This is a genomic window from Streptomyces sp. DSM 40868 (assembly GCF_011820545.1).
Taxonomy (GTDB): domain Bacteria; phylum Actinomycetota; class Actinomycetes; order Streptomycetales; family Streptomycetaceae; genus Streptomyces; species Streptomyces eurythermus.
Genome location: NZ_CP050504.1, coordinates 1,271,915 through 1,298,901 on the forward strand (window position 1 = coordinate 1,271,915; position 26,987 = coordinate 1,298,901).

The following is a 26,987-nucleotide window of genomic DNA, read 5'->3' on the forward strand; positions in this document are numbered from 1 at the left end:
GTGTACTGCCCGACCGCGTTCAGCGCCGCGAGCAGACGGGAACCGGAGGAGCCCAGTGCCGTGATGGCGGCCTGGACCAGAGGGAAAAGACATATACGAATGGCTCGACCAACCCGATCAAGAACGTAGAGCCCGCTGACCGCCCAATCCCAGCCGCGCTGCCCGCTGTTCATCTCATCCTCACCCAGAGTCCCGCGATTCGCCGAAGCGGTCGCGCAGTTCTCGTTTGAGGATCTTGCCGCTGGCGTTGCGCGGCAGCTCGGGGACGAACAGCACCCGTTTGGGCGCCTTGAAGGGGGCGATCCTCTCCTTCACGTGGGTGATGAGCTGTTCCTCCGTCACCTCGGCACGCGGGACGACGACCGCGGTGACGGCCTCGATCCACCGTTCGTCGGGCAGCCCGATCACGGCGGCCTCGGCGACCGCCTCGTGGGTGTAGAGCACGTCCTCGACCTGGCGTGAAGCCACCAGTACGCCACCGGAGTTGATGACGTCCTTCACCCGGTCCACGATGGTGAGGTAGCCCTCGGTGTCCCGCACGGCGAGGTCCCCGGAGTGGAACCAGCCGCCACGGAAGGCCTCGGCGGTCTCCTCGGGCCGGTCCCAGTAACCGTCGCACAACTGCGGGGAGCGGTAGACGATTTCGCCCGGAACCCCGGCGGGGACGTCCTTGCCGTCCGCGTCGACCACCCGGGCGTCGACGAACAGGACGGGACGTCCGCAGGAGTCCGGCCGCGCGTCGTGCTCTTCGGGGCCGAGGACGGTGGCCAGCGGGCCGATCTCGCTCTGGCCGAAGCAGTTGTAGAAGGCGAGGTGCGGCAGCCGTGCGCGCAGGCGCCGCAACACCGGGACGGGCATCACCGACGCGCCGTAGTAGGCCTTGCGCAGCCCGGACAGGTCCCGGGTCGCGAAGTCCGGGCGGCCCGCGAGGCCGATCCATACGGTCGGCGGGGCGAACAGGCTGTCCACGCGGCCGGTCTCGACCAGGTCGAACAGCCGGTCCCCGTCGGGCGCGTCCAGGATGAGGTTCGTCGCGCCGACCGCCAGGTACGGCAGCAGGAACACATGCGTCTGCGCCGAGTGGTACAGCGGCAGCGCGTGCACGGGCCGGTCGCCGGCCCCGAGGTCGAGGGCCGTGATGGCACTCAGGTAGGCGTGCACCAGGGCCCGGTGGGTCATCATCGCGCCCTTGGGCAGGGCGGTGGTGCCGGAGGTGTACAGCAGCTGCACCAGGTCCTCGGTGCGGGGTTCCGGGCCGTCGTACGGCGGTGCCCCGGGGAGCAGGGCGAGCAGCGAGTCGCCGGTGTCGCGCAGCGGCAGCGTCCGCGTGCCGTCCGGCAGCCGCCCGGTGAGACCGGGGTCGGCGAGGACGAGCGCGCTGCCGGACTGGCCGAGGACGTACGCCAGGTCGTCGCCGGTGAGGTTGTGGTTGACCGGCACATGGACCAGGCCCGCGCGGGCGCAGGCGAGGAAGGCGATCAGATAGGCGTCGGAGTTGTGGCCGTAGGCGGCGACCCGGTCGCCGGGCGTGCGGCCCTGGGCGAGCAGCAGCGAGGCCGCGCGGGAGACGGCGTCGTCCAGTTCCTCGTACGTCCACGCCCGGTCGCCGTACTCGACGGCGACGCGCGCCGGGGTGCGCCGGGCGCTGCGCCGCAGCATCCCGTCGACCGTGCTGCTCTGTCCCTGCGTCATGCCTCAGGATCCTCGGCATGCCGCCCGGGGCGGGTCAAGCACCCGGGAGTACCGAACGTCCCGGCACATGGGTCCGGCGCACATGTGGCGAGCCCACAGCAAGGTCACATCGGGCGTGTGCGTCCCTCCCAGTAGGGCTCCCGAAGCCGCCGTTCGTACAGCTTGCCGTTGGGGTCGCGGGGCATCTCGGCGGTGAAGTCGACGGTCCTGGGCCGCTTGTAGGGGGCGAGCCGTCCGGCACCATGGCGGCGAGGGCGGTGACCAGGAGGTCCCGGTCGTGGGCGCGCGCGATGACATCGGCGGGCGGGGGGGCCGAGGGCGCCGGCCGGCAGCCGGATCGGGTAGTCGAAGGCGACGTCGAGCTGGGTGCGGGCGACCTGCTCCATCCAGCCGGTGATGCGCCACCCGGATGCCTCGCCCTCGGCCGGTTCGCGCACGCCCTGACCCCCTCGACCTTCTTGGCGGGCATGACCACATCCAGCCCGTAGGGGCGGCCGTCGGCGTGCGCGTCGAGCCAGTCGAGATCGCGTTCGAGGTCGTCGGGGGCGGTGTAGCGGACCGCGCCGAGCACGCCGGAGCCGCCGGCCCGGCTGATGGCCGCGGCGACGGCGGGGAACGGCGTGAAGGCGAAGACGGCGTGCTCGATTCCCGGTTTCCTGCTCAGCTCCGTCTGCATGGGCGCAGGATGGCGCAGCCGCGCCGGAGGACGGAAGACCTGTTCTGATACACCGTCAGATTCTTGGGAGGGCCTCGCGCCCCGTTGACACACCCCTCGCCCGACAGGAAAGTTTCACGGTGCGGGACGGGTCCGGAAAGATACTTTCAGGCGGGAGGCCGCGGACGATGACGGACGACCTGGCAGGCGGAAGAGCGGGCGGGCCGACCCGCCGGCGGCTCGTCGTGGGCTCCCTGGCCGCGGGCGGCGCCCTGGCCCTCGGCACGTTCCCGGCGGGCCCGGCCGCCGCCGCGCCCGCCGCGTCCGGCCGCCGCACCACCCTGCGGCACGGCTCCCCCGAGCGCGCCGGACTGATCCCCGCGCAGCTGCGGCAACTCGTCGCGGACGCGGAGGCGTTCCTCGCCCCCTCCCCCCGGCATCCGTGGTACGCGGGCGCCGTCCTGCTCGCCGGGCGCGGTGGCACGGTGGCCCTGCACGAGCCGATCGGCATGGCGGTGCGCTACTCCGCGTACGACGAGAAGACCGACACCGGTGTGGAGTTGCCGCCCGACCGGCAACTGCCGATGACCCGGGACACCGTGTTCGACCTGGCCTCGGTCTCCAAGCTGTTCACCTCGCTCCTCGCCGTGCAGCAGATCGAGCGGGGCCAGCTGGAGCTGGAGGGCACGGTCGCCGCGTATCTGCCGGACTTCGGCCGCACGGGCAAGCAGTGGGTGACGATCCGTCATCTGCTCACGCACACCTCCGGTTTGCGGGCGTGGCTGCCGCTGTACGCGGCGCCGTCCCGCGAGGACATGCTCCGGCTCATCTGGGACGAGGCACTCCTCGCCCCGCCGGGTTCGGCGTACCTGTACTCGGACCTGAACATGATCACGCTGGGGCTGGTCCTGGAGACGGTCACCGGCCGCCCGCTGGACGCGCTGCTGCACGAGGAGATCACCGGTCCGCTCGGCCTGGCCGGCACCCGCTACCGCCCGCCCGCCTCCTGGAAGCCGCGGATCGCGGCCACCGAGGACGCCCGCAAGCCCTGGTCCGGGCTGGACCGCGGGCTGGTGTGGGGGGAGGTGCACGACGAGAACGCCTACAGCCTGGGCGGTGTCGCGGGCCACGCCGGGGTGTTCTCCCGCGCCTGGGACCTGGCGGTCCTCGGCCGGACCCTGCTCAACGGCGGCCGCTACGGCCGGAGCCGGATCCTGCGGCCGGAGTCGGTGGAGCTGATGTTCACCGACTTCAACACGGCCTTCCCCGGCGACGCGCACGGCCTCGGCTTCGAGCTGTACCAGCACTGGTACATGGGGGCGATGGCCACCCCGCGCACGGCCGGCCACACCGGTTTCACCGGAACCTCGCTCGTGCTGGACCCGACGACCGACTCGTTCCTGGTCGTGCTCGGCAACTCCGTGCACCCGGTGCGCACCTGGCGCTCCGGTTCCGCGCCCCGGGTGGCGGCCGGCAACCGGCTCGCCCGAGCGGTGCCGGTCCGCCCGGCCCGGGGCCGTACGGCGTGGTTCTCGGGCATGGCGAACGCCACGGCCGCCACGCTCACGCTGCCCGCGCTGGATACCTCCGCGGGCGCGGCCCGGCTGCGCTGCGCCCTGTGGTGGGACACCGAACCCGGCGCCGACCAACTGGTGCTGGAGTGCACCGCGGACGGCGGCGCCACCTGGCAGCCGGTTCCCTTCACCACCGTCCGGCCCGGCGCCGGCCCCGAGGAGCACCCGGCGGGCGCGGTCTCCGGCTGGTCGGGCCGCGTCTGGCACCGGGTGACGGCTCGGCTGCCGGCCGGCCCCGGCCTGGAGCTGCGCTGGCGGTACGGCACCGACGCGCGGTACGTCGGCCGGGGCGCGTACGTGGACGCGCTGCGCGTCGAGGCGGGCGGGGCGGCGCTGTTCGACGGGGCGCGCCCGGCGGACGCGGCGCGGATCACGGCGGCGGGCTGGCAGCGTTCGGGCGACTGAGCGGGGCGGGCCGGTCCCGTTCCAGTACCGCCATCGCCGCGTTGTGCCCCGGCACCCCGCTCACCCCGCCGCCGCGCACCGCGCCCGCCCCGCACAGCAGGACGTTCGCGTGCCGGGTCTCCACGCCCCAACGGCCCGTCCCCTCCTCGGCGTAGGGCCAGGACAGGGCCCGGTGGAAGATGTGGCCGCCGGGCAGCCGGAGGTCCCGTTCCAGGTCCAGCGGGGTCTTCGCCTCGATGCAGGGGCGGCCGTCGGCGTTGGTGGCCAGGCAGTCGGCGAGCGGCTCGGCGAGATGGGTGTCGAGCTGGGCGAGGGTGGCCGCCAGCAGTTCCTCGCGTGCGGCGTCGTTGTCCCGGTCGAACAGCCGGGCCGGGGCGTGCAGTCCGAACAGGGTGAGCGTGTGGCAGCCGCGCTCGGCGAGACGGGGGCCGAGGACGGTGGGGTCGGTCAGGGAGTGGCAGTAGATCTCCGACGGCGGGGCGGCCGGGAGCCGGCCGGCGGCGGCCTCGCCGTGGGCGGTGGCCAGTTGCCGGTAGCCCTCGGCGATGTGGAAGGTGCCGGCGAACGCCTCGCGGGGGTCGGCGTCGGGGTCGCGCAGCCGGGGCAGCCGGGTCAGCAGCATGTTCACCTTGAGCTGGGCGCCCTCGGCGGGCTCGGGCGCCGGGTCGCCGGTGAGCGCGGCGAGTTGGTGCGGGGAGGCGCCCACCAGGACGTACCGGGCGGCGGCGGTGCCCTCGCCGTCGGCCGTGCGGTAGGTGATCTCGGCGGTGTGTCCGTCGGTGTCGATCCGGACCGCCTCGTGCCCGGTGGCGATGCGCGCCCCCGCCGAACGGGCCGCCGCGGCCAGCGCGTCGGTGAGCGCGCCCATGCCGCCGACGGGCACGTCCCAGGCGCCGGTGCCGCCGCCGATGACGTGGTAGAGGAAGCAGCGGTTCTGGACCAGGGTGGGGTCGTGGGCGTCGGCGAAGGTGCCGATGAGCGCGTCGGTGAGGACGATGCCGCGGACCAGGTCGTCGGTGAACGTCTCCTCGATGGCGACGCCGACCGGCTCCTCGAACAGGGCCCGCCAGGCGGCCTCGTCGCCGACGCGGCGGCGCAACTCCGCGCGGCCGGGCAGCGGTTCGGTGAGCGTGGGGAAGACGCGCCGGGCGACATGGCCCGTCATGCCGTAGAACCGGCGCCAGGCGGTGTACTCACGGTCGCCGCCGGTCAGCCGGGCGAACGCCTCCCGGGTGCGCTGCTCGCCCCCGCCGACGAGCAGCCCCGTGGGCCGGCCCGCCCGCTGTACCGGGGTGTACGAGGAGATGGTGCGCGGGCGGACGCGGAAGTCCAGCCCGAGATCGCGCACGATCTTTTGTGGCAGCAGGCTGACCAGGTAGGAGTACCGGGACAGCCGGGCGTCGACACCGGCGAACGGGCGGGTGGAGACGGCGGCGCCGCCGGTGTGGTCCAGCCGTTCCAGCACCAGCACGGAGCGGCCGGCCCGGGCCAGGTAGGCGGCGGCGACCAGGCCGTTGTGGCCACCGCCGACGATCACGGCGTCATACGCGCGGGTCGGCTCGTTCGCGGACATGGTCCTTCGTAGCACGCGCTGATCCACGAGGGCCAGAGCCGGCCCGGCCCGGATGCCGCCGGTCGGATCCCGGCCGGCCCGCTTACGGTGCCGGACAGGAGCCGGTCCGGTCGGCGGTCGGAGGCGGATCACGGCCGGAGTGTGCCGGAGACCGCACCCGGACCGGACCGGCCCGGAGGTCACCGGCCGACCCGGCCCGGAGGCCACCGGCCGGTCAGGGCCGGAGCTTCTCCGGGGCCGGACGGGCGTCGGGGCCGAGGCGGGCCACGGCGCGCAGGATGTGCTTCGGGGGGAGCTGCCAGCGCACGCGGGCGGGTATCGCGCGCAGTACGGCGCCCGTGGCGCGCAGACTGCGGGTGACGGCGGCGGGCGCGGGGGCGGGCCTGCCGTACAGCTCGTGGGCGTACGCGGGCAGGGACGCGTAGGCCAGGTGTGCCACCCACCGCCACAGCACCTCCCGCGCCGGGATCAGGAGCGGGTGGGCCGGCGGGCGGCGCAGGAAGTCGTCCACCTCGCGGGCTTCGGGGCCGGCGGCGAGTTCCGGCCGTACCTTCTCGAAGTAGGCGGCCAGTTGGGCGCGGCTCGCCGGTACGGTCTCCGGGTCGAGCCCCACCAGGCGGGCGCCGGCCCGGTGTTCGGCCACGTACCGGTCGGCCTGGGCGTCGGTGAGCGGGAAGCCCGAGCGGCGCAGGACGTGCAGATAGGAGTCGATCTCCGCGCAGTGCACCCACAGCAGCAGCGCGGGCTCGTCGAGGCCGTACCGTTCGCCGGTGTCCGGGTCGGTCGCCGTCAGTCTGGCGTGGATCCCGCGCACCCGGGCCCCGGCCCGCTCGGCGGCCTCGGTGGTGCCGTACGTCGTCGTCCCCACGAAGTTCGCGGTCCGCCGCAGCCGTCCCCAGGCGTCGCGCCGGAAGTCGGAGTTCTGCGTCACCCCCCGTACCGCCCGCGGATGCAGCGCCTGGAGGTACAGCGCCCGCACCCCCGCGACCCACATCATGGGGTCGCCGTGCATCTGCCAGGTCACCGAGCCGGGCGTGAACAGCCCGGGATCGCCCGTGCCCGCGGGCGTGGCCACGGCCATCGCACGTCACCTCTCGTCGGTCCGTCGACGCCACCGGTGGAACGTTTCCGGCGGTCCGCGCTGCCCGGAGCCGCGCAGCGCGGACTGTCGCCTCATTCTCCCAGGTCCTCCGCGGGGATGGGCGCGTCGAACACATCGACGACGAATTCCGAGGTTCCGTTGCCCTCGAAGTCGGTGTCGCGATCGCTGTGGAGCAGGGTATGGACCCGGACCCGGCGCCCCTCGCCGCTGGCCGCTTCCGCCACGACGAGCGCCGCGCGAACGGGCCCGAGGTCTCCCAGCGGCTCCTGGCTCGTCCACGTGTTCAGAAGCCGGGTGCCTGCCGGTAGCGCCCAGGTACGCGGCTCGGCACTGGCCGGCACGGAGACCTCGTCGCTGCGCAGTTGGACCACCCAGCCGACGCCGCCGTCCCTGCGACGCTCGTTCCACATACGGATCCCGAGCCCGATCATGTACGCGCCGTCGAGAAATTCCTGAAGCTCGCCGTCAAGCCGCTGGAAGTACACGGCCTCCCGGACGATGTCGACCGGCCCGTACCCGGTGAAGGCTCCGAGTTCCGGGGCACACCTCTCCTCGAGATACCGCTGCGCCGCCATGCGCACCGCCTTCGGAACACGGTCCAGCACGGTCTGGAGGGCGGCGCCGTCCCGGTCGGCCAAGTAGCTGTTCAGGCCGCCGACAAGCTCCTCGGTGAGATGGAGATCCCCCGCACGCAGCGTGGTGACCGCCGCCAACTGTTCGTAGGGTTCCTTGACGAGGGCGAGAGTCAACAGATCACCACGACGAAGAGAAGATCGCACAAGGCACCGCGCGGTTCGCCGGGTCCGGCCGTTTTCGGAGCCGGCGGTCTCGTCGGCTACCGGGTGATGCTCCAGAGCTGTACGGCTTTGCCGTCGGCGCCGGCGAGGTACTTGCCGTCGGGGCTGAAGGCGATGTCCATGGAACTGCCGGGGCCTTGGACCAGTGCGAGGAGTGTGGCCCTCCGCGCGTCCCACAGCCGGATGGCGTCCAGGCCGGCGCTCGCGAGGACCTCCCCGTCGGGGCTGAAGGCCAACGCGGTGATCGATTCGGTGTGTCCCTTGAACACCTTCGTGCCGGACTCGGGGCCGGTCCAGGTCCGGATCACCTTGTCGTATCCTCCGGCGGCCCTGACGTAGTCCTTGGGGCTGTACGCCACCGCCGTGATGGCGTCGGACGACAGCTTCTCGTCGCGCCAGGTCCATCTGCCGCCCACGTCGTACTCCGCGGCCGATCTGTCGTAGCTGCCGCTGAGGACCATCTCCCCGTCAGGGCTGAAGGCCACGGCGAGCACGTCCTCCTTCTGGTCGTGGAACGTCTCGCGCGCGCTGCCGTCGCTGACGCTCCACAGTCGGACGGCGTCGCCCTGGCCACCGCTCACGAGCGTTCCCCCGTCCGGGCTGAAGGCCACGGAGTAGACCTGGCCGGGGTGGCTCAGCGTGTGGCGGGACTCGCCGCTGGACAGGTCCCACAGGCGTACCGTCTTGTCGTCGCTGGCACTGGCCAGAGTGGAACTGCCCGGGTCGAAGGCCAGGCTCGTGATCCTGTCGCTGTGCCCGGAGAGGATCCGCACCCTCTCCGCGGTGGCGGCATTCCACAGGTAGATGCTCCCGTCCTCGCTTCCGCCGGCGACAAGACGACCGTCGGGTGCGTAGGCGACAGCCGAGAGGAACGCGTCCTCCCCGACGTACGAGCGCGCAAGCCAGACGCGAACACCCTTTTCCTCTGGGTTCGTCCGGGCTGTCGGGTCCGGGCCGCGCTGCTTGGGTGTCGTACTGCCGGACGGCGTGAGGGACGCGCCCGGAGCGCGGGGCGTGCCGGGCACGACCGCCGAGGACGGCCGTACCCGGGGCTCCGCCGAGCGGCCCCCGGAGGCCCTGTCGTCCGTGCCCTGGACGGGCGGGTTCTCCGGGATGACCGGAGTGGCGAGTGCCAGCATCACCAGGGGCATGCCGAGCACCCTCAGGGTCCGTTCGGCTTTTCGCCGGCGCGCGACCGCCGCCTTCGGCCTCCGGGCCCGCGGATCCGCTTCCGCCGGCGCCCCGTACGCCCGGTTTCGCACCCAGGGCAGCCGGCCCGCGGCGTTCTGCCCGAACTGCTGGGGCTCCGGGGCTCCGCGCCGCAGGCACATGGCACGGGCGGCTCGCCAGGTCTGGTCCAGGGTGAGTTCGGGGCCCGCCGAGCGTATGCCCCGTTCCAGCACCGCGATCAGCGCGCCGGTGAACTCCGGGTAGGGCCGGTCGTCGTGGGCGAAGGCCAGCTGGGTGCTGGAGGCGGACGTGAGGAGATAGCTCCCCTCGATCGCCGCCTGATGCAGCTCCTCGCGGGGGGCTGCCCGTTGCCCCATACCGCCCGCCAGTCCGCTGTAGCAGCAGTCGAGCAGGACGATCTTGCGTCGCGCTCGGTGCCCGGCGGTGAGGATGTCCCGGATGTCGTCGTAGGCGATGCTGCCGATCTGCGGGTGCTCGTCGTCCGCGTTGGTCAGCGCCAGGTGCAGTTGCCGGGCGCTCCCGCCCCTGCCGCGCAGACCGTGCCCCGCGAAATAGAGCAGGAACGTGTCCGTCGTCTCCCGTGCCGCCCGTTTGACGGCGGTGAGGATGTCGTCGCGAGATGCCTGCGCTCCCAGCACCGCGACATGGCGCTGTTCCAGCCCCCACACGGTCGGGTCCCTCAGCAGTTCGGCCAGTCGGTCGCGGCCCCGGCCGACCGGGCGCAGCGAGGGCAGGTGCCGGTACTTGTCGACGCCGATGAGAACCGCGCGGCTGGCGCCGGGGTCAGGAAGAGCCACCGGACGCTTCCTCGTCGTCGCCGGAGCCGCTCAGGATCCGAGCGATACGCGCGGCCGCTTCGGGCGAGGCGTCCCGCAGGACGATCCGTGTGCCGTCGCGCTCGATGACCACCGAGACGGACTGCTGATGACGAGGCAGTGACGCGCGGAAGGCTTTGTGCGCGTAGACCAGGCCGGCGGTCGAGAAGCCCGACCCCACGATGAGCTGCACCCAGCCGAACCAGTCCGCGCTCATCGCACCGCCCGGAGCCGGACCGGGGTCGGTCAGTCGGCCGATGCGGGCGTGCCGGCCCACGTCACGGTCCTCCCTCAGCCAGTCGTGAAGGGCCGACGTCAGCTCTTCCGCCTCGTCGCGCACAGCCGACTCCACGCGCAGCCGGATTTCCATAGAGCGCTCCCCCGAAATGGTGATGCGTGGGTGAGGGCGCATGGCGATGTGCCCACCCGTCCCCGTTCACATCACTCGCCACGGCGCCCGGCCGTCAACGGCGTTTCCGGACAAGGTGCCTGCCGGGAGATGATCTCGCGTTGGATCTCGTTGGTGCCGCCGTCGAAGGTGAAGATGACCGCGGAGCGGTAGCCGCGTTCCAGTTCGCCGTGGAGGACGGCGCCGGCCGAGCCCTCCTTCAGGGGGCCGGCCGCGGCGAGGATCTCCATGAGCAAGGCATAGGCGTCCCGGCGGGCCTCGGAGCCGTAGACCTTGACCGCGGCAGGTCGGCGACCCGGCGGCCGTCGGCGAGCCTGGTCTTCCGCGTCCAGCGCCGTACGTCGTGCAGCGCGCGGATCGCCATGGTGCCGTGCGCGGCGAGGGTGACGCGTTCGTGGTTGAGCTGGTTGGTGATCAGCCGCCGGCCCTCGTTCTCCGCGCGGGTGCGGATCAGGGTGCAGGAGTAGCCGGGGTCGGACGTCGGCACCAGCAGCATGGTGATGCCCTTGTGCGGCGGCGCCCCGGGGTCGGTGCGCACGGCCGGCCACGCCCAGTCCGCGGTGTCGCCGTTCGCGTCCAGATCTTCTGCCCGTTGACGACGTACTCGTCGCCCTCGCGTACGGCCCTGGTCCTCAGCGACGCCAGGTCCGTACCGGCGCCGGGTTCGCTGTAGCCGATCGCGAAGTCGATCTCGCCGGAGGGGACGCGGGGCGGGAAGTATGCCTTCTGCTCGTCGGTGCCGTACCGCATGATCGTGGGTCCGACCGTGTTCAGCGCCATCAGCGGCAGCGGCACGCCGGCCTGCGCGGCCTCGTCGAAGAAGACGAACTGCTCCATCGCCGTCATCCCGCGCCCGCCGTACTCCTCGGGCCAGCCGACGCCGAGCCAGCCCGTCCGCGCCGCGCCGAGCCGGCGGATGGTGGCGCGGTAGAACCGCTTCTGCTCGGCCGGGTCGGTGTACCGGGCCTAGGCGTTGTCCGGGACCAGCTCGGCGAAGCAGGCCCGCGGTTCGGTGCGCAGCCGCTGCCGCTCGGGCGTGTGGTCGAGGTGCACGGCGCCTCCAGGCTCCCCAAGGGCGGTCCTGACGGAGCACACCGTAGAACGTGTTCCAGAAACTGCGAATGGCGGGGCCCGGGGATTTCGCCCGCGGGCCCGCGGTCGAGGGTTACGGTGCTCAGCCGAGCAGTTCCAGGAAGTCCGCGCAGGCGTCGGCGCAGGCCCGGCAGCTGGCCGCGGCCGACTCGGCGCCGGGATGCCCGTCGAAGGCCCGGGCGCACTCCAGGCAGACCGAGCGGCACCAGTCCACCCGGGCCCGGATGCCCTCCTCGTCCTGCTGGTTCTCCTCGCTCAGCACCCGGCAGGTGGCGTCGCACGCCTCGGCGCACATGATGCCCAGCCGGCGCACGCGTTCCTGGTCCTCGCTCCCGTCCGGGTCGACCAGACTCGCGCGCACGGCACAGGCCCGGGCGCACTCCGTGCACGCCTGGGCACAGGTGAAACGGTCCTCGAGGAACCGGTACAGCTGCTGGGAAGTCGGCGATGTCACGTCGGCCGGGTAGCCGGGGCGGGCGGGCGCAAACCACTGCCCGGGGGTGTGCGACCGGCCATCGTTCGCGCGCACCCCCACCTCGCCCCCATCCCCACCCTCACCACCACTGACCCATAGTGTCCGGATTTGTACCGTTATCGGAGGGGTATTCCTGTTCTATGAACATCGCATCGATGCAGCTGGCCGCGCCGAGTGGCCTGATGAGCCTCGTACTGTTCGTCGTGGCCGTGGCCGTGCTGGCACTGCTCGGCGGCGGCTTCTGGATGACCTCCCGCGTCCGCTACCGCGAATCCCCGCGCCCGCGCCCCGAGGAACAGCCCAAGATGCCGCCGGGCGGACCGGTGCGCGAGGTCCGGCAGAACAGGGAGTCCGCGGAGATACCCCGGATCCCCAAGGGCGAACGCCCGCTCACCCCGTACGACCTCTCCAACATGGACAGCCGGCCGAGCGCGTCGAAGGAACGCCCGCGCTGGAGCAAGGGCTCCAGCGGCTCGTTCGGCGGGGGCGGACTGGGGGCCCACTGAGCCGCGTACCGCCGCACACCGTCGAAGTCGGAACGGCCCGCGCCGGACCGCCGGACGCCCCCGGGACGAGGAAACATCCCGGGGGCGTCCGAGCGGCCGACGCGGGCCATGTCGTGTCGGGTGCGGCGGCCTGCGTGGACCGTGCGATCAGGGGTGATCCGGCTGCTGTGCCGGAGGCACTCCGCCGCCCTCTCCCCCGCCCTTGCCGCCCTTGTCCGAGCCGTGCGGGCGGGCGCCCGGGCCGCGATCGGTCTGCTGGCGGGCCTTCAGCTCGCCGCTGTCCTGCGGGGTGGCGCCTCCCTTGTCGCTGCGCCGCTGTTCGGGCTGCTGCGGATTGGACATGCGCCGGCCTCCCTCCGGGTGGTACGGGTACGTGCCCGGTCCGGGTTCCCAGGCCCGGGCCGGTGACGCACACCGGGGCGGACCGGGTCAGCGCGCGGCGTGTGCCAGGGCCCGGTGGAGGTGTTCCAGGGCGTCCAGGAGCACCGAGCGGTGGTACCAGCTCAGCCAGGCCGAGGTGTCCGCGGCCAGCAGGGCGAGCGCCTCGGCGTGCGCGGCGGTGGGCCGGTGGCCGGCGTCGGTCCAGTGCAGGCTGATCACGCCCGTGCACGAACCCGCCGAGGAGAGCACCGGAACGCTGTGCAGGGCGCGGGCATCGCCGGCCAGCAGGGCGCGCCGGCAGTCGTCGGCGAGCAACGGGTCCGTGGCCACGTCGGGCACGCTCACCTGGCGGCCCCGGGTACGGGCCGCCGCGTCGGCGGTGCCCTCGCCCCGGCCGCGCACCAAGTGGTCGAGGACCGGCTCCGCGCAGCCGTGGTGGGTCTCCAGCGTCAGGGCGTTCACCGCCGGGTCCACGAACTGCACGTATCCGGCGGGCGCCCGGCCGATGGCCAGCGCCTCGTGCAGGACGGCGTCGATCATCTGCCGGCGGTAGCGGGGGTCGCGGCCGCCGTGGGCCAGGATCCGCAGCTGCGGCACGGGCAGGGGGCGGCGGCCGGGGAACCACACCTCACCGGCCGGGGCGCGGGCCACCACCACGGCCGACACCAGGACGCGCAGCGGCACGTTGAACCGCTGGGAGGCGTCGCGCAGCACCCGGAAGGCGGCTCCGGAGTCCGGCAGGCCGTAGCGGGCCATGAGCACGCCCTGCGCCATGCCGATCACCGGGGCGGTGCGCACCCGGGCGCGCAGCGCGCGGACCTCCTGGTACAGGTCCTCGTACGAAGGCCGGACCGGGTCGGCGATCTGGGACCGCCAGGCGGGCAGCTCCTCCACCCGGGAGGTTGCGCGGGCCAGCTCGCGCAGCGCCTCGTCCAGGGTGGCGTAGAGCCGTACTCCGGTCAGGCGGGCCAGGTGCACCGCCTCGCGCACCCCGGGGCGGGCGCGGACGATGATCAGGTCCGGGCGGCCGGCGCGGGTCCGGGTCGTCTCACTGAGGGCGCGCAGCACGGCGGCGCCACCGAGCTGGACGTGGGCCATGTCGAGCACGGGGCGCAGTCCGGCGCGGTCGGCCTGTTGCAGATGACCGCGCAGTTCCTCCGACCAGAGCTCGGCGCCGTGCGCGTCCAGGCTGCCGGACATGCGCAGCAGCAGGGCTCCCTCGGCGGGCAGCCCCTCGACCACGGAGGACTCGATGACGAGGCGAGCGGGTGCGGCCGGCCGGCCGGAGGAAGGTTTCATCGCATCACCCAGACAGGACGTCACAGAGGTCTCGCCCGGCCTCTTCCCGGCCCCGGCTCACCTCGCACGGTAGGCCCGGGCAGCCGGACGCGCCATCCACCGCGCCGGGCGGGGGACGGCGGGCCGGGGACGGCGACCGGCGGGTCGCCCGGCCGCCGGGCCGGGCTGCCTGGTTCCGCGCGATGGCCTCCGGGGTGCGTCCGGCGGTACGGGATCCGCGCGAAGGGGGCGCTGAGCCCCGCCCGACACCACAGGGCCCGCCCCTACGGGGCGCTGAGCCGCGCCGGCGTCACAGGATCCGCCCCTACGGGGCGCTGAGCCGCCCCTGGCACTACGGGCTTCCGCCCGCACGACCCCTGAAGTGCGCCCGGCGACACCGGATCCGCCCATACGGACCACTGAAGTGCCCCGCGTCAGGGCCCGCCCCTACGAACCGCTGAGCCGTCTCCGGCACGACGGGCTTCCGCACGGACCTGAACTGCGCCCGGCGGCACCGATATCCGTCCGGTCGGGCCGCTGAGCCGCCCTGCGGCCCCCAGCGTCCCCGCGCACCAACCCCGGGTCCGCCGGCGGCCCCGGCATCCCCCGCCCCGACCCCGGAGCCGTGCTGGTCGGTTCACGGTCCGTGTGCGTCCGTACGGGTCATCGGTGGGTCGGCCGGGGGGCCGTCGGCACCGTGCCGGGTTCCGTGGGCGGCGTTTCGCCGGAGTCCAGGGCGCGCAGGGCGGTGGTCAGGTCGGCGTGGGCGCGGATGCCCGGCAGGCCGGCCTCGGCCAGGGTCTCCCGGACGTGCGGGCGGGGCTGTACGACGTGCAGCGCGCGGCCGGCGCGGGCGAGGGCACCGGTCGGCGCGGCCAGGGCGCGCAGCGCGGCGGCGCAGGCCAGGTGGGCCTCGGTCAGGTCGAGGAGGGGGTGTTCCCCGGCCCGCTCGGCGTCGGCGAGGTGCGCGGCGAGTGCGGCGGACAGGCGTCCGGCGTTGTCGGCGTCGACCGTGCCGCGGGCCTTCAGGACGCTGACCGCGCCGAGGCCGGTGCGGTGCTCGCGCTCGGTGCGCAGCAGCAGCGGGCCCGGGCCGCCGGGGCGGACCCGGGCCGGGGAGGGCTGACCGATTTCCATGGGCGGACGGCTTCCTGGGCGGGGGGGGGGAGGAGGAAGGATCGGCCGGCCGCTTCTTGACCGGGGGTTCACTGTGCCCGCACCCGGCTGCCGGACGCAACGACACCCCCGGGCGTGTCGTGCCGCCGGCCGGTCAGCCGACGTACCGCCGGGCGGGTGAGTCCCGGCGGGCGCGTTCCAGCGTGGCGATCCGGCGTTCCAGGTCCGGCGGTACGGGGTCGCGCTGGCGCAGCACCCACGGCAGTCCGGCGGTGGCGTGGGCGAAGGCGCGGGCGGAGGCGGCGTCCCGGGGCACGGTCCGGATCAGGTGCCCGGTGCGGCGCAGCGCCGGCAGCAGGGGGCGGCGCAGCCAGGTGAACCACAGGGTGTTGCGCAGGCCGAGGACACGGCGGGCGGTGCTGTCGCGCAGCCGGGAGGCGTGGTGGTGGACGGTGAGTTCCCCGGCGTAGGCGAGCCACCAGCCCTGGCGCTGGAGGTCGCAGGCGAGCAGTTCCTCCTCGCCGCCGAGCCACAGGCCGGGGTGGAAGCCGCCGGCGGCCCGGAATGCCTCGGTGCGCAGCACGGTGGCGGCGGCCAGGAAGGAGCCGAGCGCGGGTCCGGGCAGCCAGTCGGGTCCGGTCAGCGGGGAGTCGCGCAGCTCGGGTACGACGGGGTCCTCGGTGCCGCCCGGTTCGACCAGGATCCGGGCGGTGACGGCGGCCAGCCGGGGCCGGGGATCCAGCAGGTCGGCGGCCCGGCGCAGGCTGCCCGGCGCCCACCAGGTGTCGTCGTCGCAGAAGGCGACGTAGGGCGTGCGCACCCGCTGGACGGCCAGGTTGCGGCCGATGGCGCCGAGGTTGCGGCCGGGGCGCAGCAGGGTCATCTCGGGGAAGTTCCGGGCGACCGCTTCGGCGGTGCCGTCGGTGGAGGCGTTGTCGGTGACGATCACGGGCGGCCGCTCGGGGAGCCGGCGCAGCAGGCCGAGGGTGCGCAGCAGTTCCTCGCGGCGGTTGTGGGTGATCACGACGACGGTCGTACGGTCGTCGGGGCCGGTCCGGGTGGTCATGGTGCGGTGCCTTCCCGGGAGTGTCCGGTCGCCTCCCGGTCGAGCAGGCGGGCGGCGCGCTCGACGTGCGGGGGCAGGGGGCGGCGGCGGGCGAGCGCGGCCGGGAGCCGGACGACGGCCTCCTTCAGGGCGCGGGGGGCGCCGGGCCGGCCGGTCGCGGCGGCCAGCGCCAGGCCGGTGCCGGCGCGCAGCGCGACCGGCCAGGGGCGGCGCAGGCAGGTGGTGAGGACATGGTTGCGCCGGACGAGGGCGGAACGGCCGGCGCGGGTGTGGTCCCCGGGGTGGTGGCGGGCGCACAGGGCGGGTTCGTAGGCGACGCCCCAGCCGGCGGCGGCCAGGTCGTAGGCGAGCAGGGTCTCCTCGCCGCCGAAGAAGAGCAGCGGGTGGTAGCCGCCGACACCAAGGAAGGCTTCCTTGCGGACCACGCAGGCGCAGCCGAGGAAGCCGAGGACCGGGCGGCCCGGCAGGTCCGGCTCGGGCGGCAGGGGGGAGGCGGCGAGTACGGCGTTGAGCGGGTCCTCGGCGGCCTCGTCGCCGACCAGGGTGCGGGCGGCGAGCAGACCGAGGCGCGGGTGCCGGTCGAGGAGGTCGGCGGCGCGGGCCAGGCTGCCGGGCTCCCACCAGGAGTCGTCGTCGCTGAAGGCGACGTAGGGGGTGCGGGCGTGGCGGGCGGCCAGGTTGCGGCCGAGGGCGCCGGTGTTGCCGGCCGGGCGCAGCAGGCGGGTGATCGCGGGGTGGCCGGCGACGGCCCGGCGGGTGGTGTCGTCGCGGGAGTTGTCGACGACCACGACCGGCGGCTGTTCCGGCAGTGCGGCCAGGGCGTCCAGGGTGCGCAGCAGGCTGGCGGCGCGGTCGCGGGTGATGACGGCGACCGTGATCCGCGGGTCGCCCGGGGCGGTGGACCGGCGGGTGCGGGCGGGGGCGTGCTCAGTGGACATGCGCCACCTCCCGCCCGGCGGGTCGGCGGGTGCGAACGGGGGTGTGCTCAGCGGACATGTGCCACCTCCCGCCCGGCAAGCCGACCGGCCGAAGGCCGCGAGCCGGGGTGTGCTCGGCGGACATGTGCCGCCTGGCAGCCGGTGGGGTGGCGCACATGTGCCGCCTGCCGTACGGCAGCCCGGCAGGCTGGGCGGGGATGTGCTCAGCGGGCATGTGCCACCTCCGGGCCGGTGGGCCGGTGCCGGGTGCGGGCGTCCCGGAGGAGGGTCAGGCAGGCCGCGGCGACCTCACCGGTGCCGATGCGCAGCAGGCGGGCGTCGGGGGCGTGGCCGTGCGGGTCGCCGGGCGGGCCGGGTTTCCACAGCGCGAGGTGGTCCGGGCCGGGGGGCGGCCCCCACAGGCGGGGGGAGACGGGGCCGAACAGGGTGACGGAGCGGGTGCCGTGGGCCACCGCGAGATGGGCGAGGCCGGTGTCGCCGCTGAGCAGCAGGGAGGCGCCGGCGACGAGGGCGGACAGCCGGCCGGGCGGCAGGCCGCCGGTGAGCACGTCGGTGCCGGGCCGGCCGCTGCGTTCGGCGACCTCGCGGACCAGCGTCTCCTCGCCGGGGCCGCCGGTGAGGACCACACGGTGCCCGGCGGCGCGCAGGCAGCGTACGACGGCGGCGAACCGCTCCGGCGGCCAGCGGCGGGAGCCGGAGGCGGCGCCGGGGTGCACGACGACCGCGCCGGGGGCCGGGGACGGTGTGGCCGGCCGGGGCAGCCGCAGGTCTCGGGGGTCGGCGGGGATGCCGTAGCCACGCAGGAAGGCGCACCAGCGGTCGCGTTCGTTGACGTGGGCCGGCCAGGGCGGGCCGTCCGGGCAGGCGTGGGCGAGCAGCCGGCGCGGGCGCAGGGCGGCCAGGGCGTCGCGGCTCTCGGGTCCGTTGCCGTGCAGGTCCACGGCGACTTCGGGGGGCGGTCCCGGCCAGTGGCGGAGGTCGGGCACCGCGCGGCCCGGCGCCTCGGCCGGGAACACGGTGTCGACCGCCCCGGTGGCCAGGGCGAGTTCGGTCAGGCCCGGTGGCTGGGCGAGGACGACCTGGTGCCCGGGAAAGGCCCGGCGGATCCCGCGCAGCGCGGGCACACCGGCCAGCAGGTCACCCAGGCCCAGCGCACGCAGGACCAGGACGCGCGGGGTCTGCTCAGTGGTCATCGGGCGGCCTTTCGGGGCGGTGGCGGGAACGCGGGCTGGGCGGCGAGTACCCCGGAACGGTGGGGCGGCACGGGCCCGGTGCACCCGCGTTCCCGGGCAGCCGGGCCAGAGGCGGCACTCGGGGGGTGCCGGGGCCCGGCCGCCGGGTGGGCACGCTGGACGGCCGCGGGCGCGCGGTGGGCCTCCGCCGGGCGCGGAAGGCGGGTGCGGGGGTCACGGCTGGTCTCCCGCCGTGGGGGTCAGGGCCGCCCGGCGGGCGAGGACGGTGGTGGAGCGGCCGTCGAGGTAGGGCAGCAGCAGGACCTGTCCGCCCCAGCTCTCCACCAGGGGCTGTTCGGGCAGCCGGGTCCGCGCGTAGTCGCCGCCCTTGGCCCAGATGTGCGGGCGGAGTTCGCCGAGGATGCGTTCGGGGGTGTCCTCGTCGAAGACGGCGACGGCGTCCACGCACTCCAGGGCGCGCAGCACCCGTACCCGGTCGGCGGCCGGCACCAGGGGGCGGCCGTCGCCCTTGCGGCGGCGGACGGAGTCGTCGGAGTTGAGGCAGACGATCAGGCAGTCGCCGGCCCGGCGGGCGGCCTGGAGCAGGGCGACGTGCCCGGCGTGCAGCAGGTCGAAGCAGCCGCCCGCGGCGACGACGGTGCCGCCCGCGGCCCGGACCCGGCCGGCGGTGCGCACGGCGTCGGCGGTGGTGTCGCCGTCGGCCGGGGACTCGGCGGGTGTGTCCGGCCGGTCCGGCGTGGCGACGGCGCGGGCGCCGCCCTCGGCGACGTAGCGGGTGGCGGCGTGCACGGCGGACTGGACGGCGGCCTCGGTGAGGGCGCCGTCGGCGAGCAGTCCGGCCGCGGCGGCGGCGAACCGGTCGCCGGCGCCGCACGGGTCGCCGGTGGCGGTGCCCGGGGTCGGTACCAGCAGCGGGGTCTCGCCGTGCGACAGCAGGGCGCCGCGGTCGCCGAGGGTGACCGCGACGGCCTGGGCCCGCCAGGCCCGGACCAGGGCGCGGGCGTCCCGGGCGGCGGTGCGCAGTCCGGCCGTGTCGCCGGCCGTCTCCTCGTCGTCCCCGGCCAGCCGCCGGGCGAAGGCGCGGGCCTCCTGGGCGGAGGGGGTGACGAGGCGGACGCCGGGCACGGGGGGCCGGCCGCGCACATGGGGGTCCCAGACGACGGGGGCCGCCGTGTGGGCCAGGGCGTCCCGCAGGACGTCGGCGGTGCCCCGGCCGTAGTCGGCGACGAGGACTCCCCCGGCCTCCGCCACCGCCGTGACCGCCTGCCCGGTGGCCTCGCGGGCGCGGCCCTCGCCGTCGTCCAGGCGCAGCACCGGCCGGTCCCCGGCCAGGACTCGGGTCTTGCTGCTGAGGGTGCCGTCCAGGGGGATCTCGACCAGCCGGACGCGGCCCGCCAGCAGCTCGCGCAGGGTGTCGCTGGCGGGGTCGGTGCCGAGGGCGGTGACCAGGGTGACGGGGCGTCCGTCGGCCGCCGCGAGGCAGGCGGCGAGGGCCGCGCCGCCGGGGCGGGAGCTGCGCCGGGTGCCGTGCACGACGGGCACCGGCGCGTCCGGGGCGAGCCGTTCGGCCCGGCCGCACAGGTCGTGGTCGAGCAGGGCGTCGCCGACGACGACCAGGGGCGTCGGGGGCGTCGGGGTGTCGGTCATGCCTGCCCCTTCCGCGGGGCGACGGGTGCGCCGGGCGTGGTCCGGCCGACGGTGCGGGCCCGGCCGACGAGCCGCCCGACCACCCCCGGTTTGCCGTCGGCACCCGGTGTGCCGTCGGCGGCCGCCCGCCCGGCCTCGCCGTTCTCCACCGCCCGGTCGAAGGTCTCGCAGAGCATGTGTACGGCGACCAGGTGGAGTTCCTGGACGGTGGCGGCCACGGGGGCGTCGACGCACAGGGATTCGTCCGCGCCGAGTTGCAGCGGGTTGGGTGACCGTCCGGTCAGCGCCCAGACGGTCATGCCGAGCCGGTGGGCGCGCTCGGCGGCGGACAGCAGGTTGGCGCTGGCGCCGCTGGTGGACAGCAGCAGGAGCACGTCTCCGGGGCGGCCGTGGGCGGCGGTCTGACGGGCGAACACCTCCTGGACGCCGTAGTCGTTGGCGATCGCGGTGGTGGAGGAGGTGTCGGCGTGCAGGGCGAGCGCGGAGAACGGCGGGCGGTCGTCGCGGTAGCGGCCGACGAGCTCGGCGGTGAGGTGCTGGGCCTGGGCGGCGCTGCCGCCGTTGCCGGCGACGAGGAGCCGGGCTCCCGAGCAGAGCCGCCGGGCGAGTTCGGTGCCCCAGCGCTCGATGAGGGGGGCGTGGTCGCGGAACGCCTCCAGGGCCTTGGCGAGGTCGTCGCAGTGCGTGGTGTCGGTGGCGGTGTTCATCGGACGACTCCCGAGAGCGAGCGGATCGGGGACACGGCGCCGTACACCCCGGCCACGCCGTCGGCGACCCGGTCCCAGGTGTAGTGGGCGAGGACACGGGCGCGGCCGGCGGCTCCGTAGCGGGCGAGCCGGTCGGGGTCGGCGAGCAGGGCGCGCAGGGCCGCGCCGAGGTCGTGGTCCTCGTCGGCCGGGACGAGCAGGCCGGTGGTGCCGTCCACGACCGTGTCGAGCTGGCCGCCGACGGCGGTGGCGACGACGGGCGTGGCGCAGGCCATGGCCTCCAGCGGGACGATGCCGAAGGGCTCGTAGCGGGGCAGGGACAGCACCAGGTCGGCGCTGGACATCAGCCGGGGCATGCGGGCCCGGCCCACCCCGCCGAGCAGGGTGACCCGGTCCAGGACGCCGTACTCGCGGGCGATGCCGTACAGGCGGGCGGCCTCGGGTTCGGTGCGCAGCAGGTCGGCCTCGGGGCCGCCGACGATGAGGAGTTCGGCGTCGGGGACGCCGGCCAGGGCGCGGATGGCGCGGTCGAAGCCCTTGCGGGGCACCAGCCGGCCGACGGCCAGCAGCCGCTTGCGGGCGCCGGGCGGGCGGGTGTGGGCGACCGGGGTGAACTGTTCGGGGTCGACGCCGCAGGGCACGACGCTGATCCGGTCCTCGGGCAGGCCCATGGCCTTCAGTTCGGCCACCTCGTCGCTGCACGTGGCGATGATCCGGGCGCACTCGTGGCCGATGGCCTCCTCGACGGCGAGGCGCTGCGGGGGGCTGGTGTCGGCGGCGCCCTGGTAGCGCCTCTTGACGGTGCCCAGCGCGTGGTAGGTCTGCACGACGGGGATGTTCAGGTCGCGGGCGCCGGCCAGGGCGGCCAGGCCGGACATCCAGAAGTGGGCGTGCACCACGTGGGGCGGGTGCTCGGCCCACTGCCGGGCCAGGAAGTTCCCGAACTCGTGCATGTGGGGCAGGAGTTCGTCCTTGGGGACGGGTGCGGGCGGCCCGGCGGGCACGTGCACCACCTGGACGCCGTCGATGAGCGTCACCCGGTCCGGCAGGCCCACCGAGTCCCGCCGGGTGTACACGGTGACCCGGTACCCCTTCCTGGCGAGCTGCCGGGCGACCTGCGCCACGTACACGTTCTGGCCGCCCGCGTCCGGCCCGCCGAGCGCGGCCAGGGGGCTGGCGTGCTCGGAGACCATGGCGACGCGCCCGGCCGAGTGCGGAATGCGGCTCATCGGGTGACCTCCTTGATCAGGCGCTCCCAGTCGTCCAGGAAGCGCCGCTCTCCGTAGCGGGCGCGTGCGGCGGCCCGGGCCGCCGCGCCGGTCGCGCGGGCGTGCTCGGGGTCGGCGAGGAAGGCCCGTACGGCGTCCTCCAGTACGTCGAGTCGGTTCGAGACCACTCCGGCGCCCTCGGGGACGGCCTCGCGGACCTCGGTGGTGTCGAGGGCGACTACGGGCATGCCGAGGAACATGGCCTCCAGCAGGGACAGGCCGAGCGAGGTCCAGCGCACGGGGTGCAGGTACAGGCGGCACCGGGCCATCTCCCGGTGCAGCTCGTGCTGGGGCAGGTCCCGGGTGCGGCAGCGCCCGGGCGGCAGGCCGAGGTGGTCGGCGAGGCCCTCGGTGCGCATGCCGAAGACGTCCAGGGGGGCGCAGCGGGCGAACCGGGGCAGCAGGTCGGTGCCGGTGGTACGGCCCCTGCGCACCGGTTCGTTGACGACGACGGCGGCGCGCCGCTCGGTGCCGGTCCACAGCGGGCCGGGGTCGATGATGCCGTGCTCGACGACCTCGGTGGGGGCCCGGCCGTTGTCCCACATCAGCCGGTTGAAGTGGGTGACGTGCACGACCGGGACGGCCGACTGCCCAGCCAGCGGGTGGCGTTGGCGTTCGGGGGCGGCGTCGGGGCTGTTGTGCTCGACGTAGACGGCGGGGACGTCCAGGCCGGGCCGGCGGCCGGTCCAGCGCAGGGCCAGGCCGGGTTCGTGCGGCCGCTGAAGGACCATCAGGTCGATGTCGGCGTCCCGGAGTTCGGCCGGGGTGAGTTCCCGGACGGTCCCGGGCCAGTCCCAGGTCTTCGCGCGGCCCAGGCCGTCGGGTCCGCGGTCCTCGGTGACCGGGACGAGGTAGGTGTGCGGGCCCTGCACGAAGGCGGTGAGCCAGGATCCGTGCACGTGCCAGACGAGGATGTTCATGAGGGCCGCTCCTGGATGAGCTTGTGGACCGCGCGCACCACGTCCTGGCCGGTGACCTCGTCCAGGCAGGGGTGGCCGGGCACCGGGCAGGTCAGGGCCCGGGTGTCCGCGCAGGGTGCCGACTGGTCGCCGAGCAGGATGACGGGGACGCCGTAGGGCGCCCAGCGTTCGGCGGGTACGACGGGCGCGAACAGGGAGACGACCGGGGTGCCGACGGCGGCGGCGAGGTGGGCGGGGCCGGTGTTGGCGCTGATCACGACGTCGGCCAGGCGGAGCACCCCGGCGAGGGTGCGCGGGGAGGTCCGGCCGCCGAGGTCCACGGCCACGTCGCCGCTGACCCGCCGGGTGAGGTCCCGTTCGCCGGGGCCGCCGGTGACGACGACGCGGTGTCCGGCGTCGGCGAGCAGGGTGACCGCCTCGGCGCAGCGGTGCGGGCTCCAGGCGCGGGCGGGGGCGCTGGCGCCGGGGTGCAGGACGACGTAGGGGCCGTAGCCGGTCAGGCCGCCGGTGTCCGGGGGCGGCAGGACGCGCAGCCGTCCGTCGTCGTTGGGGGGCGGGGTGAAGCCCATGGCGGCGGCGGTGTCGAGCGCGGCCTCGGCCTCGTGCCGGCCGGGCAGCCGCCGGTGGCGTACGTCGAGGAGCCGGCCGGGGTGGTCGGTGCTGTCGGCGCCGATCCGGCCGATGCCGGCGAGCCGCAGCAGCAGGGCGGTGGGCAGCGGGCTCTGGTGGAAGGAGGTGAGGACGAGCGCGCTGTCGTAGGCGCCGGCGCGCAGCCGTCCGAGGAGGGCGTCGATGTCGGCGGGGCGTACCGGGGGCGGGTCGAAGCCCTCCCAGGGGGCCTCCCACACCAGGACCTCGTCCACGCCGGGCAGCAGCCGGGCGGCGTCCGCGCCGCGCGGGCCGCACAGCAGGGTGACCCGGGTGCTGTGGGCGGCGACGGCGCGGACGGCGGGCCCGGCGAGGAGCACGTCACCGAAGCTGTCGAGGCGGACGACGAGGGTCTTCATGCCGGTGCCCTCCCCGCCGCGACGCCGAGGGCGCCCCGGACGGCGGTGAGCACGTCGGGGGCGCTGTGGGCGGCGAACCGCCGGGTCTCCTCGGGCGCGGTGGCCGCGCCTGGCACAAGCACGCCCCGGGCGCCGGCGGCGCGGGCGGCCAGCACGTCGGCGGCGATGTCGCCGACGACCAGGCAGGCGGCGGGCGGGACGCCCAGCCGGACGGCGGCGGCGCGGACCAGGCCGGGGCGGGGCTTGCGGCAGGGGCAGCCGTCCTCGGGGATGTGCGGGCAGAACAGCCAGAGGTCCAGCCCGCCCAGCAGGGCGTCGGCGCGCTCGTTGACCCGCCGGACCTGCTCGGTGGTGAGCAGTCCGCGGCCGATGCCGGACTGGTTGCTGACCACCGCGGTGGCCAGGCCGTGGGAGCGGGCCAGCGCGACGGCCTCCCGGGCGCCGGGCAGCGGCCGGACCCGTTCCGGGTCGCCGTTGTAGGGCACGTCCGCGACGAGGGTGCCGTCGCGGTCGAACAGGATCGCGGACACGGTGGTCATCCGGCACCCCCCAGCGGCCGGGCGTTGCGGTGCCGGACGACGCCGCGCAGCCAGTGCCGCACGGCGAGCGGCGGTATGAGCACGCTGGTGCCGAGCATCCCGGCGATCTCCCGGGCGGTGCGCGGCCCGGGCAGGATCCGGGCGAGGGCGAACTCGGCGGTGCCGAGGGTCCACAGGGCCGCGCAGGCGGTGGCGGTGCGGCGCCGCCCGGCCAGCGCGCAGGCGGTGGCGGCGAGGGCCGCGCCGGTGACCGCCACGTGGCGGGGCAGCCGGCCGCGGGGCGCCTGGGCGCGGGCCCACCAGTCCCGGCCGTGCAGCCGGTTCATCAGGGCGTCGTCGGCGTTGCCGCGCTGGGCGGGCAGCGAGGCCCACCAGTGGGCGGGGCGGACGGGGTGCCGGGTGATCCGGGTGCCCCGGGTGAGGTTCCAGCCGGCCCGCTGGACGCGCAGGGCGAGGTCGGCGTCCTCGCGGAAGGCGCGCGGGAAGCGTTCGTCGAAGCCGCCGGTCCGCTTGAGCGCCTCGGTGCGGTAGGCCATGTCGGCGGTGGCCCAGGCGGCGTTCTCCAGGCCCTTGGTGGTGCGTTCCCAGTCGGTGGGCCGGCGGTCCGCGGGGAGCGGGACGCGCAGCCGCCCCTGGACGCCGCCGGTGTCGGGGCCGGCCGCGCGCAGGTCGTCGGCGAGGTGCCGGGACCAGTCCGGCAGCACTTGTACGTCGTCGTCCAGGAAGACCGTCCAGGGGGTGCGGACGGTGCGCCAGCCGGCGTTGCGGGCGGCGGCCGGGCCCTTGCCGCCGGTGCGCAGGGTGCGTACCCGGTCCAGGAGCTGTCCGGCGCTCTCCAGGGGCAGGCCGCCCTCGGGCGCGGGCCGGTCGTCCACCACGACCACCTCGTGCGGGGTGTGCTCGGCGGTGCCCTCGGCGAGTGCGCGCAGGCACTCGCCGAGGCAGGGCCGGCCGATGGTGGGGACGACGACGGTGTAGGCGGGCGCGTCGGTCATGCGAACGCCTTTCCCCGGCGGATCGCGAACGGGCCGAGGACCAGCAGGTCCACGGGGGCGGAGCCGAAGCACTCCAGGGCGTCCCGGGGGTCGTCCACCATGGGCCGTCCGGCGGTGTTGAGGCTGGTGTTGACCACGACCGGCAGCCCGGTGCGCCGTTCGAAGCCGTCGATCATCCGGGCCACCAGGGGTTCCCGGGCGCGGTCGACGGTCTGGATGCGGGCGGTGCCGTCGACGTGCACCACGGCCGGGATGCGGGCCTTCCAGTCGGCGGCGACGTCGTGCACGAACAGCATGTGCGGGCTGGGCAGCGGCCCGTCGAAGATCTCGGCGGCGCGTTCGGCGAGCACCATGGGTGCGACGGGCCGGAACTCCTCGCGGCCCTTGACCGCGTTGAGCCGCTCCAGGTTCTCGGCCTTGCCGGGGTGGGCGAGCAGGGAGCGGTGTCCGAGCGCGCGCGGCCCGTACTCGCTGCGGCCCTGGAACCAGGCGACGATCCCGTCGGCGGCCAGTGTCTCGGCGGCCGTCTCGGCGATGTCGGCGGGTTCCTCGTAGGGTACGGCGGCCCGCTCCAGCCAGGCCCGCAGTTCGGCGTCGCTCCAGCCGCGGCCCAGGGCGGCAGTCTCCATCGGCTCCAGGGTGTCCTTCTGCCCGGCGATGTGCGCGGCGGCGCCGAGCGCGGTGCCCGCGTCGCCCGCGGCGGGCTGCACCCAGATGTGGGTGAAGCCGCTCTCGCGCCACAGCCGGGTGTTGGCGACGCAGTTCAGCGCGACCCCGCCGGCCAGGGTGAGGGCGTCCTCGCCGGTGCGTTCGCGCAGGTGACGGGCGAGCGCCAGCATGGCCTCCTCCAGGCAGAGCTGGGCGCTGGCGGCGAGGTCGGCGTGGTCCTGGTGCCAGGTGCCGCCGGCCGGGCGGGGCGGGACGAGGTCGGCCCAGGGCACCGGGCGGGCGCGGAAGCCGCCCCGGTCGTCGGCGTGGACGTAGGCGCGCAGCCGGGCGGCGAAGCGCGGGGTGCCGTAGGAGGCGAGCGCCATGACCTTGAACTCGTCGCTGCTGCGCAGGAATCCGAGGTGCTGGGTGAGGTCCTCGTAGAACAGGCCGAGGGAGTCGGGCAGTTGCTGGGTGGCGAGGACGGTCAGCTCGCGGTTGGTGTACCGGCCGGCCAGGTGGGAGCCGCACTCGCCGCGGCCGTCCAGGACGAGCACGGCGCAGTCGGGGTACGGGGAGACGGCCCCGGCGGACGCGGCGTGCGCCACGTGGTGCGGGACGAACCGCACCTTGGCCGGGTCGAGTCCGGGCAGTGCCTCGGCGAGGAAGCCGGGGGCCTGCCGGGCGTACTCCTGGCGCAGGTGGTCCCAGGGGTCGTGCAGGCCCATCTCCTCGGCGGGGCGGGCGAGGACGGGATCGTAGGAGTAGGCGACGGCGTCCAGGTCGGACGGGGTGAGTCCGGCCTGCTCCAGGCACCAGCGGGCCGACTGCTCGGGCAGCTCCCAGGCGGAGAAGGGTACGGGCCGCTTGCCGTGCTTGCGGCGGGAGAACCGCTCCTCCTCCGCCGCCGCCACGACGTGGCCGTCGGTGATCAGGGCGGCGGCGGGGTCGTGGAAGAGTGCGTTGATTCCTAGGACGTGCATGCGCTGTCTCCAGGG

Annotated in this window: 23 protein-coding genes and 2 pseudogenes; 2 read left to right on the forward strand and 23 right to left on the reverse strand. The window is 75.3% G+C overall.

Features of this window, described 5'->3' with window-relative positions; translation table 11 throughout:
* Positions 1-180: 180 nt before the first annotated feature.
* Both HB370_RS05550 and HB370_RS05555 read right to left on the reverse strand, forming a co-directional pair.
* Entirely contained in the window at positions 181-1,692 is a 1,512-nt protein-coding gene (locus HB370_RS05550) for an acyl-CoA synthetase (RefSeq protein ID WP_030783949.1), read from the reverse strand.
* A 224-nt stretch (positions 1,693-1,916) separates the two neighbouring features.
* A pseudogene (locus tag HB370_RS05555) lies at positions 1,917-2,368 on the reverse strand (nitronate monooxygenase); the annotation flags it as partial.
* Between the two features lie 167 nt (positions 2,369-2,535).
* Between HB370_RS05555 and HB370_RS05560 the strand changes: the two are divergent.
* A complete protein-coding gene (locus HB370_RS05560; protein WP_030783962.1) occupies positions 2,536-4,326 on the forward strand; it encodes a serine hydrolase in 1,791 nt (596 codons plus the stop codon).
* Here HB370_RS05560 and HB370_RS05565 read toward each other — a convergent pair.
* From HB370_RS05565 to HB370_RS05595, 7 genes and pseudogenes are all read right to left on the reverse strand, one after another.
* Positions 4,292-5,899: an NAD(P)/FAD-dependent oxidoreductase gene (locus HB370_RS05565; protein WP_051815715.1), complete on the reverse strand. Its 1,608-nt coding sequence runs from the start codon at positions 5,897-5,899 to the stop codon at positions 4,292-4,294. The genes HB370_RS05560 and HB370_RS05565 overlap by 35 nt on opposite strands.
* Before the next feature lie 214 nt (positions 5,900-6,113).
* Complete coding sequence (locus HB370_RS05570) at positions 6,114-6,980, reverse strand: oxygenase MpaB family protein (protein WP_030783968.1); 867 nt, start codon at positions 6,978-6,980, stop codon at positions 6,114-6,116.
* A 92-nt stretch (positions 6,981-7,072) separates the two neighbouring features.
* Entirely contained in the window at positions 7,073-7,750 is a 678-nt protein-coding gene (locus HB370_RS05575) for a hypothetical protein (protein WP_030783972.1), read from the reverse strand.
* Positions 7,751-7,836: 86 nt separating this feature from the next.
* Complete coding sequence (locus HB370_RS05580) at positions 7,837-9,786, reverse strand: caspase family protein (RefSeq protein WP_030783975.1); 1,950 nt, start codon at positions 9,784-9,786, stop codon at positions 7,837-7,839.
* The gene (locus HB370_RS05585; RefSeq protein WP_030783977.1) at positions 9,773-10,174 is read right to left on the reverse strand and encodes a hypothetical protein; all 402 of its coding nucleotides are present in this window, start codon (positions 10,172-10,174) and stop codon (positions 9,773-9,775) included. Before HB370_RS05585 ends, HB370_RS05580 begins: the two co-directional genes overlap by 14 nt.
* 71 nt (positions 10,175-10,245) lie before the next feature.
* Positions 10,246-11,266 (reverse strand): annotated as a pseudogene (locus tag HB370_RS42640) (acyl-CoA dehydrogenase family protein).
* A gap of 121 nt (positions 11,267-11,387) precedes the next feature.
* Positions 11,388-11,759 (reverse strand): ferredoxin, encoded by a 372-nt coding sequence (locus tag HB370_RS05595; protein ID WP_030783980.1) that lies wholly within the window; start codon positions 11,757-11,759, stop codon positions 11,388-11,390.
* 161 nt (positions 11,760-11,920) lie between these two features.
* Between HB370_RS05595 and HB370_RS05600 the strand changes: the two genes are divergently transcribed.
* Positions 11,921-12,286, forward strand: coding sequence for a DUF6479 family protein (locus tag HB370_RS05600; protein ID WP_030783983.1), 366 nt, complete (start codon positions 11,921-11,923; stop codon positions 12,284-12,286).
* A gap of 147 nt (positions 12,287-12,433) precedes the next feature.
* Here the strand turns inward: HB370_RS05600 and HB370_RS05605 are convergent, their stop codons facing one another.
* The 14 genes from HB370_RS05605 to HB370_RS05670 all read right to left on the reverse strand — a co-directional run bounded on the left by HB370_RS05605 (position 12,434) and on the right by HB370_RS05670 (position 26,972).
* On the reverse strand, positions 12,434-12,628 hold the full coding sequence (locus HB370_RS05605) for a hypothetical protein (protein WP_030783989.1): 195 nt from the start codon (positions 12,626-12,628) through the stop codon (positions 12,434-12,436).
* 87 nt (positions 12,629-12,715) lie between these two features.
* Positions 12,716-13,966 carry an ANTAR domain-containing protein gene (locus HB370_RS05610; protein WP_051815717.1) on the reverse strand — a complete coding sequence of 417 codons (1,251 nt, stop codon included), beginning with the start codon at positions 13,964-13,966 and terminating at the stop codon, positions 12,716-12,718.
* Positions 13,967-14,608: 642 nt separating this feature from the next.
* Complete coding sequence (locus HB370_RS05615; RefSeq protein ID WP_051815719.1) at positions 14,609-15,082, reverse strand: STAS domain-containing protein; 474 nt, start codon at positions 15,080-15,082, stop codon at positions 14,609-14,611.
* A 133-nt stretch (positions 15,083-15,215) separates the two neighbouring features.
* Positions 15,216-16,127: a glycosyltransferase gene (locus HB370_RS05620; RefSeq protein ID WP_030783997.1), complete on the reverse strand. Its 912-nt coding sequence runs from the start codon at positions 16,125-16,127 to the stop codon at positions 15,216-15,218.
* The gene (locus HB370_RS05625; RefSeq protein ID WP_051815721.1) at positions 16,124-17,065 is read right to left on the reverse strand and encodes a glycosyltransferase; all 942 of its coding nucleotides are present in this window, start codon (positions 17,063-17,065) and stop codon (positions 16,124-16,126) included. The genes HB370_RS05620 and HB370_RS05625 overlap by 4 nt, the downstream gene beginning before the upstream one ends.
* 203 nt (positions 17,066-17,268) lie before the next feature.
* On the reverse strand, positions 17,269-18,258 hold the full coding sequence (locus HB370_RS05630) for a glycosyltransferase family 9 protein (protein ID WP_030784007.1): 990 nt from the start codon (positions 18,256-18,258) through the stop codon (positions 17,269-17,271).
* Positions 18,259-18,471: 213 nt separating this feature from the next.
* Positions 18,472-19,905 carry a PfkB family carbohydrate kinase gene (locus HB370_RS05635; RefSeq protein WP_030784010.1) on the reverse strand — a complete coding sequence of 478 codons (1,434 nt, stop codon included), beginning with the start codon at positions 19,903-19,905 and terminating at the stop codon, positions 18,472-18,474.
* Positions 19,902-20,612, reverse strand: a complete 711-nt coding sequence (locus tag HB370_RS05640) for an SIS domain-containing protein (protein WP_051815723.1) — start codon at positions 20,610-20,612, stop codon at positions 19,902-19,904. The genes HB370_RS05635 and HB370_RS05640 overlap by 4 nt, the downstream gene beginning before the upstream one ends.
* The gene (locus HB370_RS05645) at positions 20,609-21,841 is read right to left on the reverse strand and encodes a glycosyltransferase (RefSeq protein ID WP_030784016.1); all 1,233 of its coding nucleotides are present in this window, start codon (positions 21,839-21,841) and stop codon (positions 20,609-20,611) included. The genes HB370_RS05640 and HB370_RS05645 overlap by 4 nt, the downstream gene beginning before the upstream one ends.
* On the reverse strand, positions 21,838-22,800 hold the full coding sequence (locus HB370_RS05650; RefSeq protein WP_030784018.1) for a glycosyltransferase: 963 nt from the start codon (positions 22,798-22,800) through the stop codon (positions 21,838-21,840). The genes HB370_RS05645 and HB370_RS05650 overlap by 4 nt, the downstream gene beginning before the upstream one ends.
* On the reverse strand, positions 22,797-23,807 hold the full coding sequence (locus HB370_RS05655) for a glycosyltransferase family 9 protein (RefSeq protein WP_030784019.1): 1,011 nt from the start codon (positions 23,805-23,807) through the stop codon (positions 22,797-22,799). The genes HB370_RS05650 and HB370_RS05655 overlap by 4 nt, the downstream gene beginning before the upstream one ends.
* On the reverse strand, positions 23,804-24,346 hold the full coding sequence (locus tag HB370_RS05660; protein ID WP_030784021.1) for an HAD-IIIA family hydrolase: 543 nt from the start codon (positions 24,344-24,346) through the stop codon (positions 23,804-23,806). Before HB370_RS05660 ends, HB370_RS05655 begins: the two co-directional genes overlap by 4 nt.
* On the reverse strand, positions 24,343-25,341 hold the full coding sequence (locus tag HB370_RS05665; RefSeq protein ID WP_030784024.1) for a glycosyltransferase: 999 nt from the start codon (positions 25,339-25,341) through the stop codon (positions 24,343-24,345). The genes HB370_RS05660 and HB370_RS05665 overlap by 4 nt, the downstream gene beginning before the upstream one ends.
* Positions 25,338-26,972, reverse strand: coding sequence for a carbamoyltransferase C-terminal domain-containing protein (locus HB370_RS05670; protein WP_030784026.1), 1,635 nt, complete (start codon positions 26,970-26,972; stop codon positions 25,338-25,340). Before HB370_RS05670 ends, HB370_RS05665 begins: the two co-directional genes overlap by 4 nt.
* Positions 26,973-26,987: the final 15 nt, after the last annotated feature.

Bases quoted from the DNA above. Each gene is read 5' to 3' on its own strand.
- HB370_RS05550 (WP_030783949.1), bottom strand. From the start codon at position 1,692: ATGACGCAGGGACAGAGCAGCACGGTCGACGGGATGCTGCGGCGCAGC.
- HB370_RS05560 (WP_030783962.1), top strand. From the start codon at position 2,536: ATGACGGACGACCTGGCAGGCGGAAGAGCGGGCGGGCCGACCCGCCGG.
- HB370_RS05565 (WP_051815715.1), bottom strand. From the start codon at position 5,899: ATGTCCGCGAACGAGCCGACCCGCGCGTATGACGCCGTGATCGTCGGC.
- HB370_RS05570 (WP_030783968.1), bottom strand. From the start codon at position 6,980: ATGGCCGTGGCCACGCCCGCGGGCACGGGCGATCCCGGGCTGTTCACG.
- HB370_RS05585 (WP_030783977.1), bottom strand. From the start codon at position 10,174: ATGGAAATCCGGCTGCGCGTGGAGTCGGCTGTGCGCGACGAGGCGGAA.
- HB370_RS05600 (WP_030783983.1), top strand. From the start codon at position 11,921: ATGAACATCGCATCGATGCAGCTGGCCGCGCCGAGTGGCCTGATGAGC.
- HB370_RS05605 (WP_030783989.1), bottom strand. From the start codon at position 12,628: ATGTCCAATCCGCAGCAGCCCGAACAGCGGCGCAGCGACAAGGGAGGC.
- HB370_RS05610 (WP_051815717.1), bottom strand. From the start codon at position 13,966: ATGAAACCTTCCTCCGGCCGGCCGGCCGCACCCGCTCGCCTCGTCATC.
- HB370_RS05615 (WP_051815719.1), bottom strand. From the start codon at position 15,082: ATGGAAATCGGTCAGCCCTCCCCGGCCCGGGTCCGCCCCGGCGGCCCG.
- HB370_RS05620 (WP_030783997.1), bottom strand. From the start codon at position 16,127: ATGACCACCCGGACCGGCCCCGACGACCGTACGACCGTCGTCGTGATC.
- HB370_RS05625 (WP_051815721.1), bottom strand. From the start codon at position 17,065: ATGTCCACTGAGCACGCCCCCGCCCGCACCCGCCGGTCCACCGCCCCG.
- HB370_RS05630 (WP_030784007.1), bottom strand. From the start codon at position 18,258: ATGACCACTGAGCAGACCCCGCGCGTCCTGGTCCTGCGTGCGCTGGGC.
- HB370_RS05635 (WP_030784010.1), bottom strand. From the start codon at position 19,905: ATGACCGACACCCCGACGCCCCCGACGCCCCTGGTCGTCGTCGGCGAC.
- HB370_RS05640 (WP_051815723.1), bottom strand. From the start codon at position 20,612: ATGAACACCGCCACCGACACCACGCACTGCGACGACCTCGCCAAGGCC.
- HB370_RS05645 (WP_030784016.1), bottom strand. From the start codon at position 21,841: ATGAGCCGCATTCCGCACTCGGCCGGGCGCGTCGCCATGGTCTCCGAG.
- HB370_RS05650 (WP_030784018.1), bottom strand. From the start codon at position 22,800: ATGAACATCCTCGTCTGGCACGTGCACGGATCCTGGCTCACCGCCTTC.
- HB370_RS05655 (WP_030784019.1), bottom strand. From the start codon at position 23,807: ATGAAGACCCTCGTCGTCCGCCTCGACAGCTTCGGTGACGTGCTCCTC.
- HB370_RS05660 (WP_030784021.1), bottom strand. From the start codon at position 24,346: ATGACCACCGTGTCCGCGATCCTGTTCGACCGCGACGGCACCCTCGTC.
- HB370_RS05665 (WP_030784024.1), bottom strand. From the start codon at position 25,341: ATGACCGACGCGCCCGCCTACACCGTCGTCGTCCCCACCATCGGCCGG.
- HB370_RS05670 (WP_030784026.1), bottom strand. From the start codon at position 26,972: ATGCACGTCCTAGGAATCAACGCACTCTTCCACGACCCCGCCGCCGCC.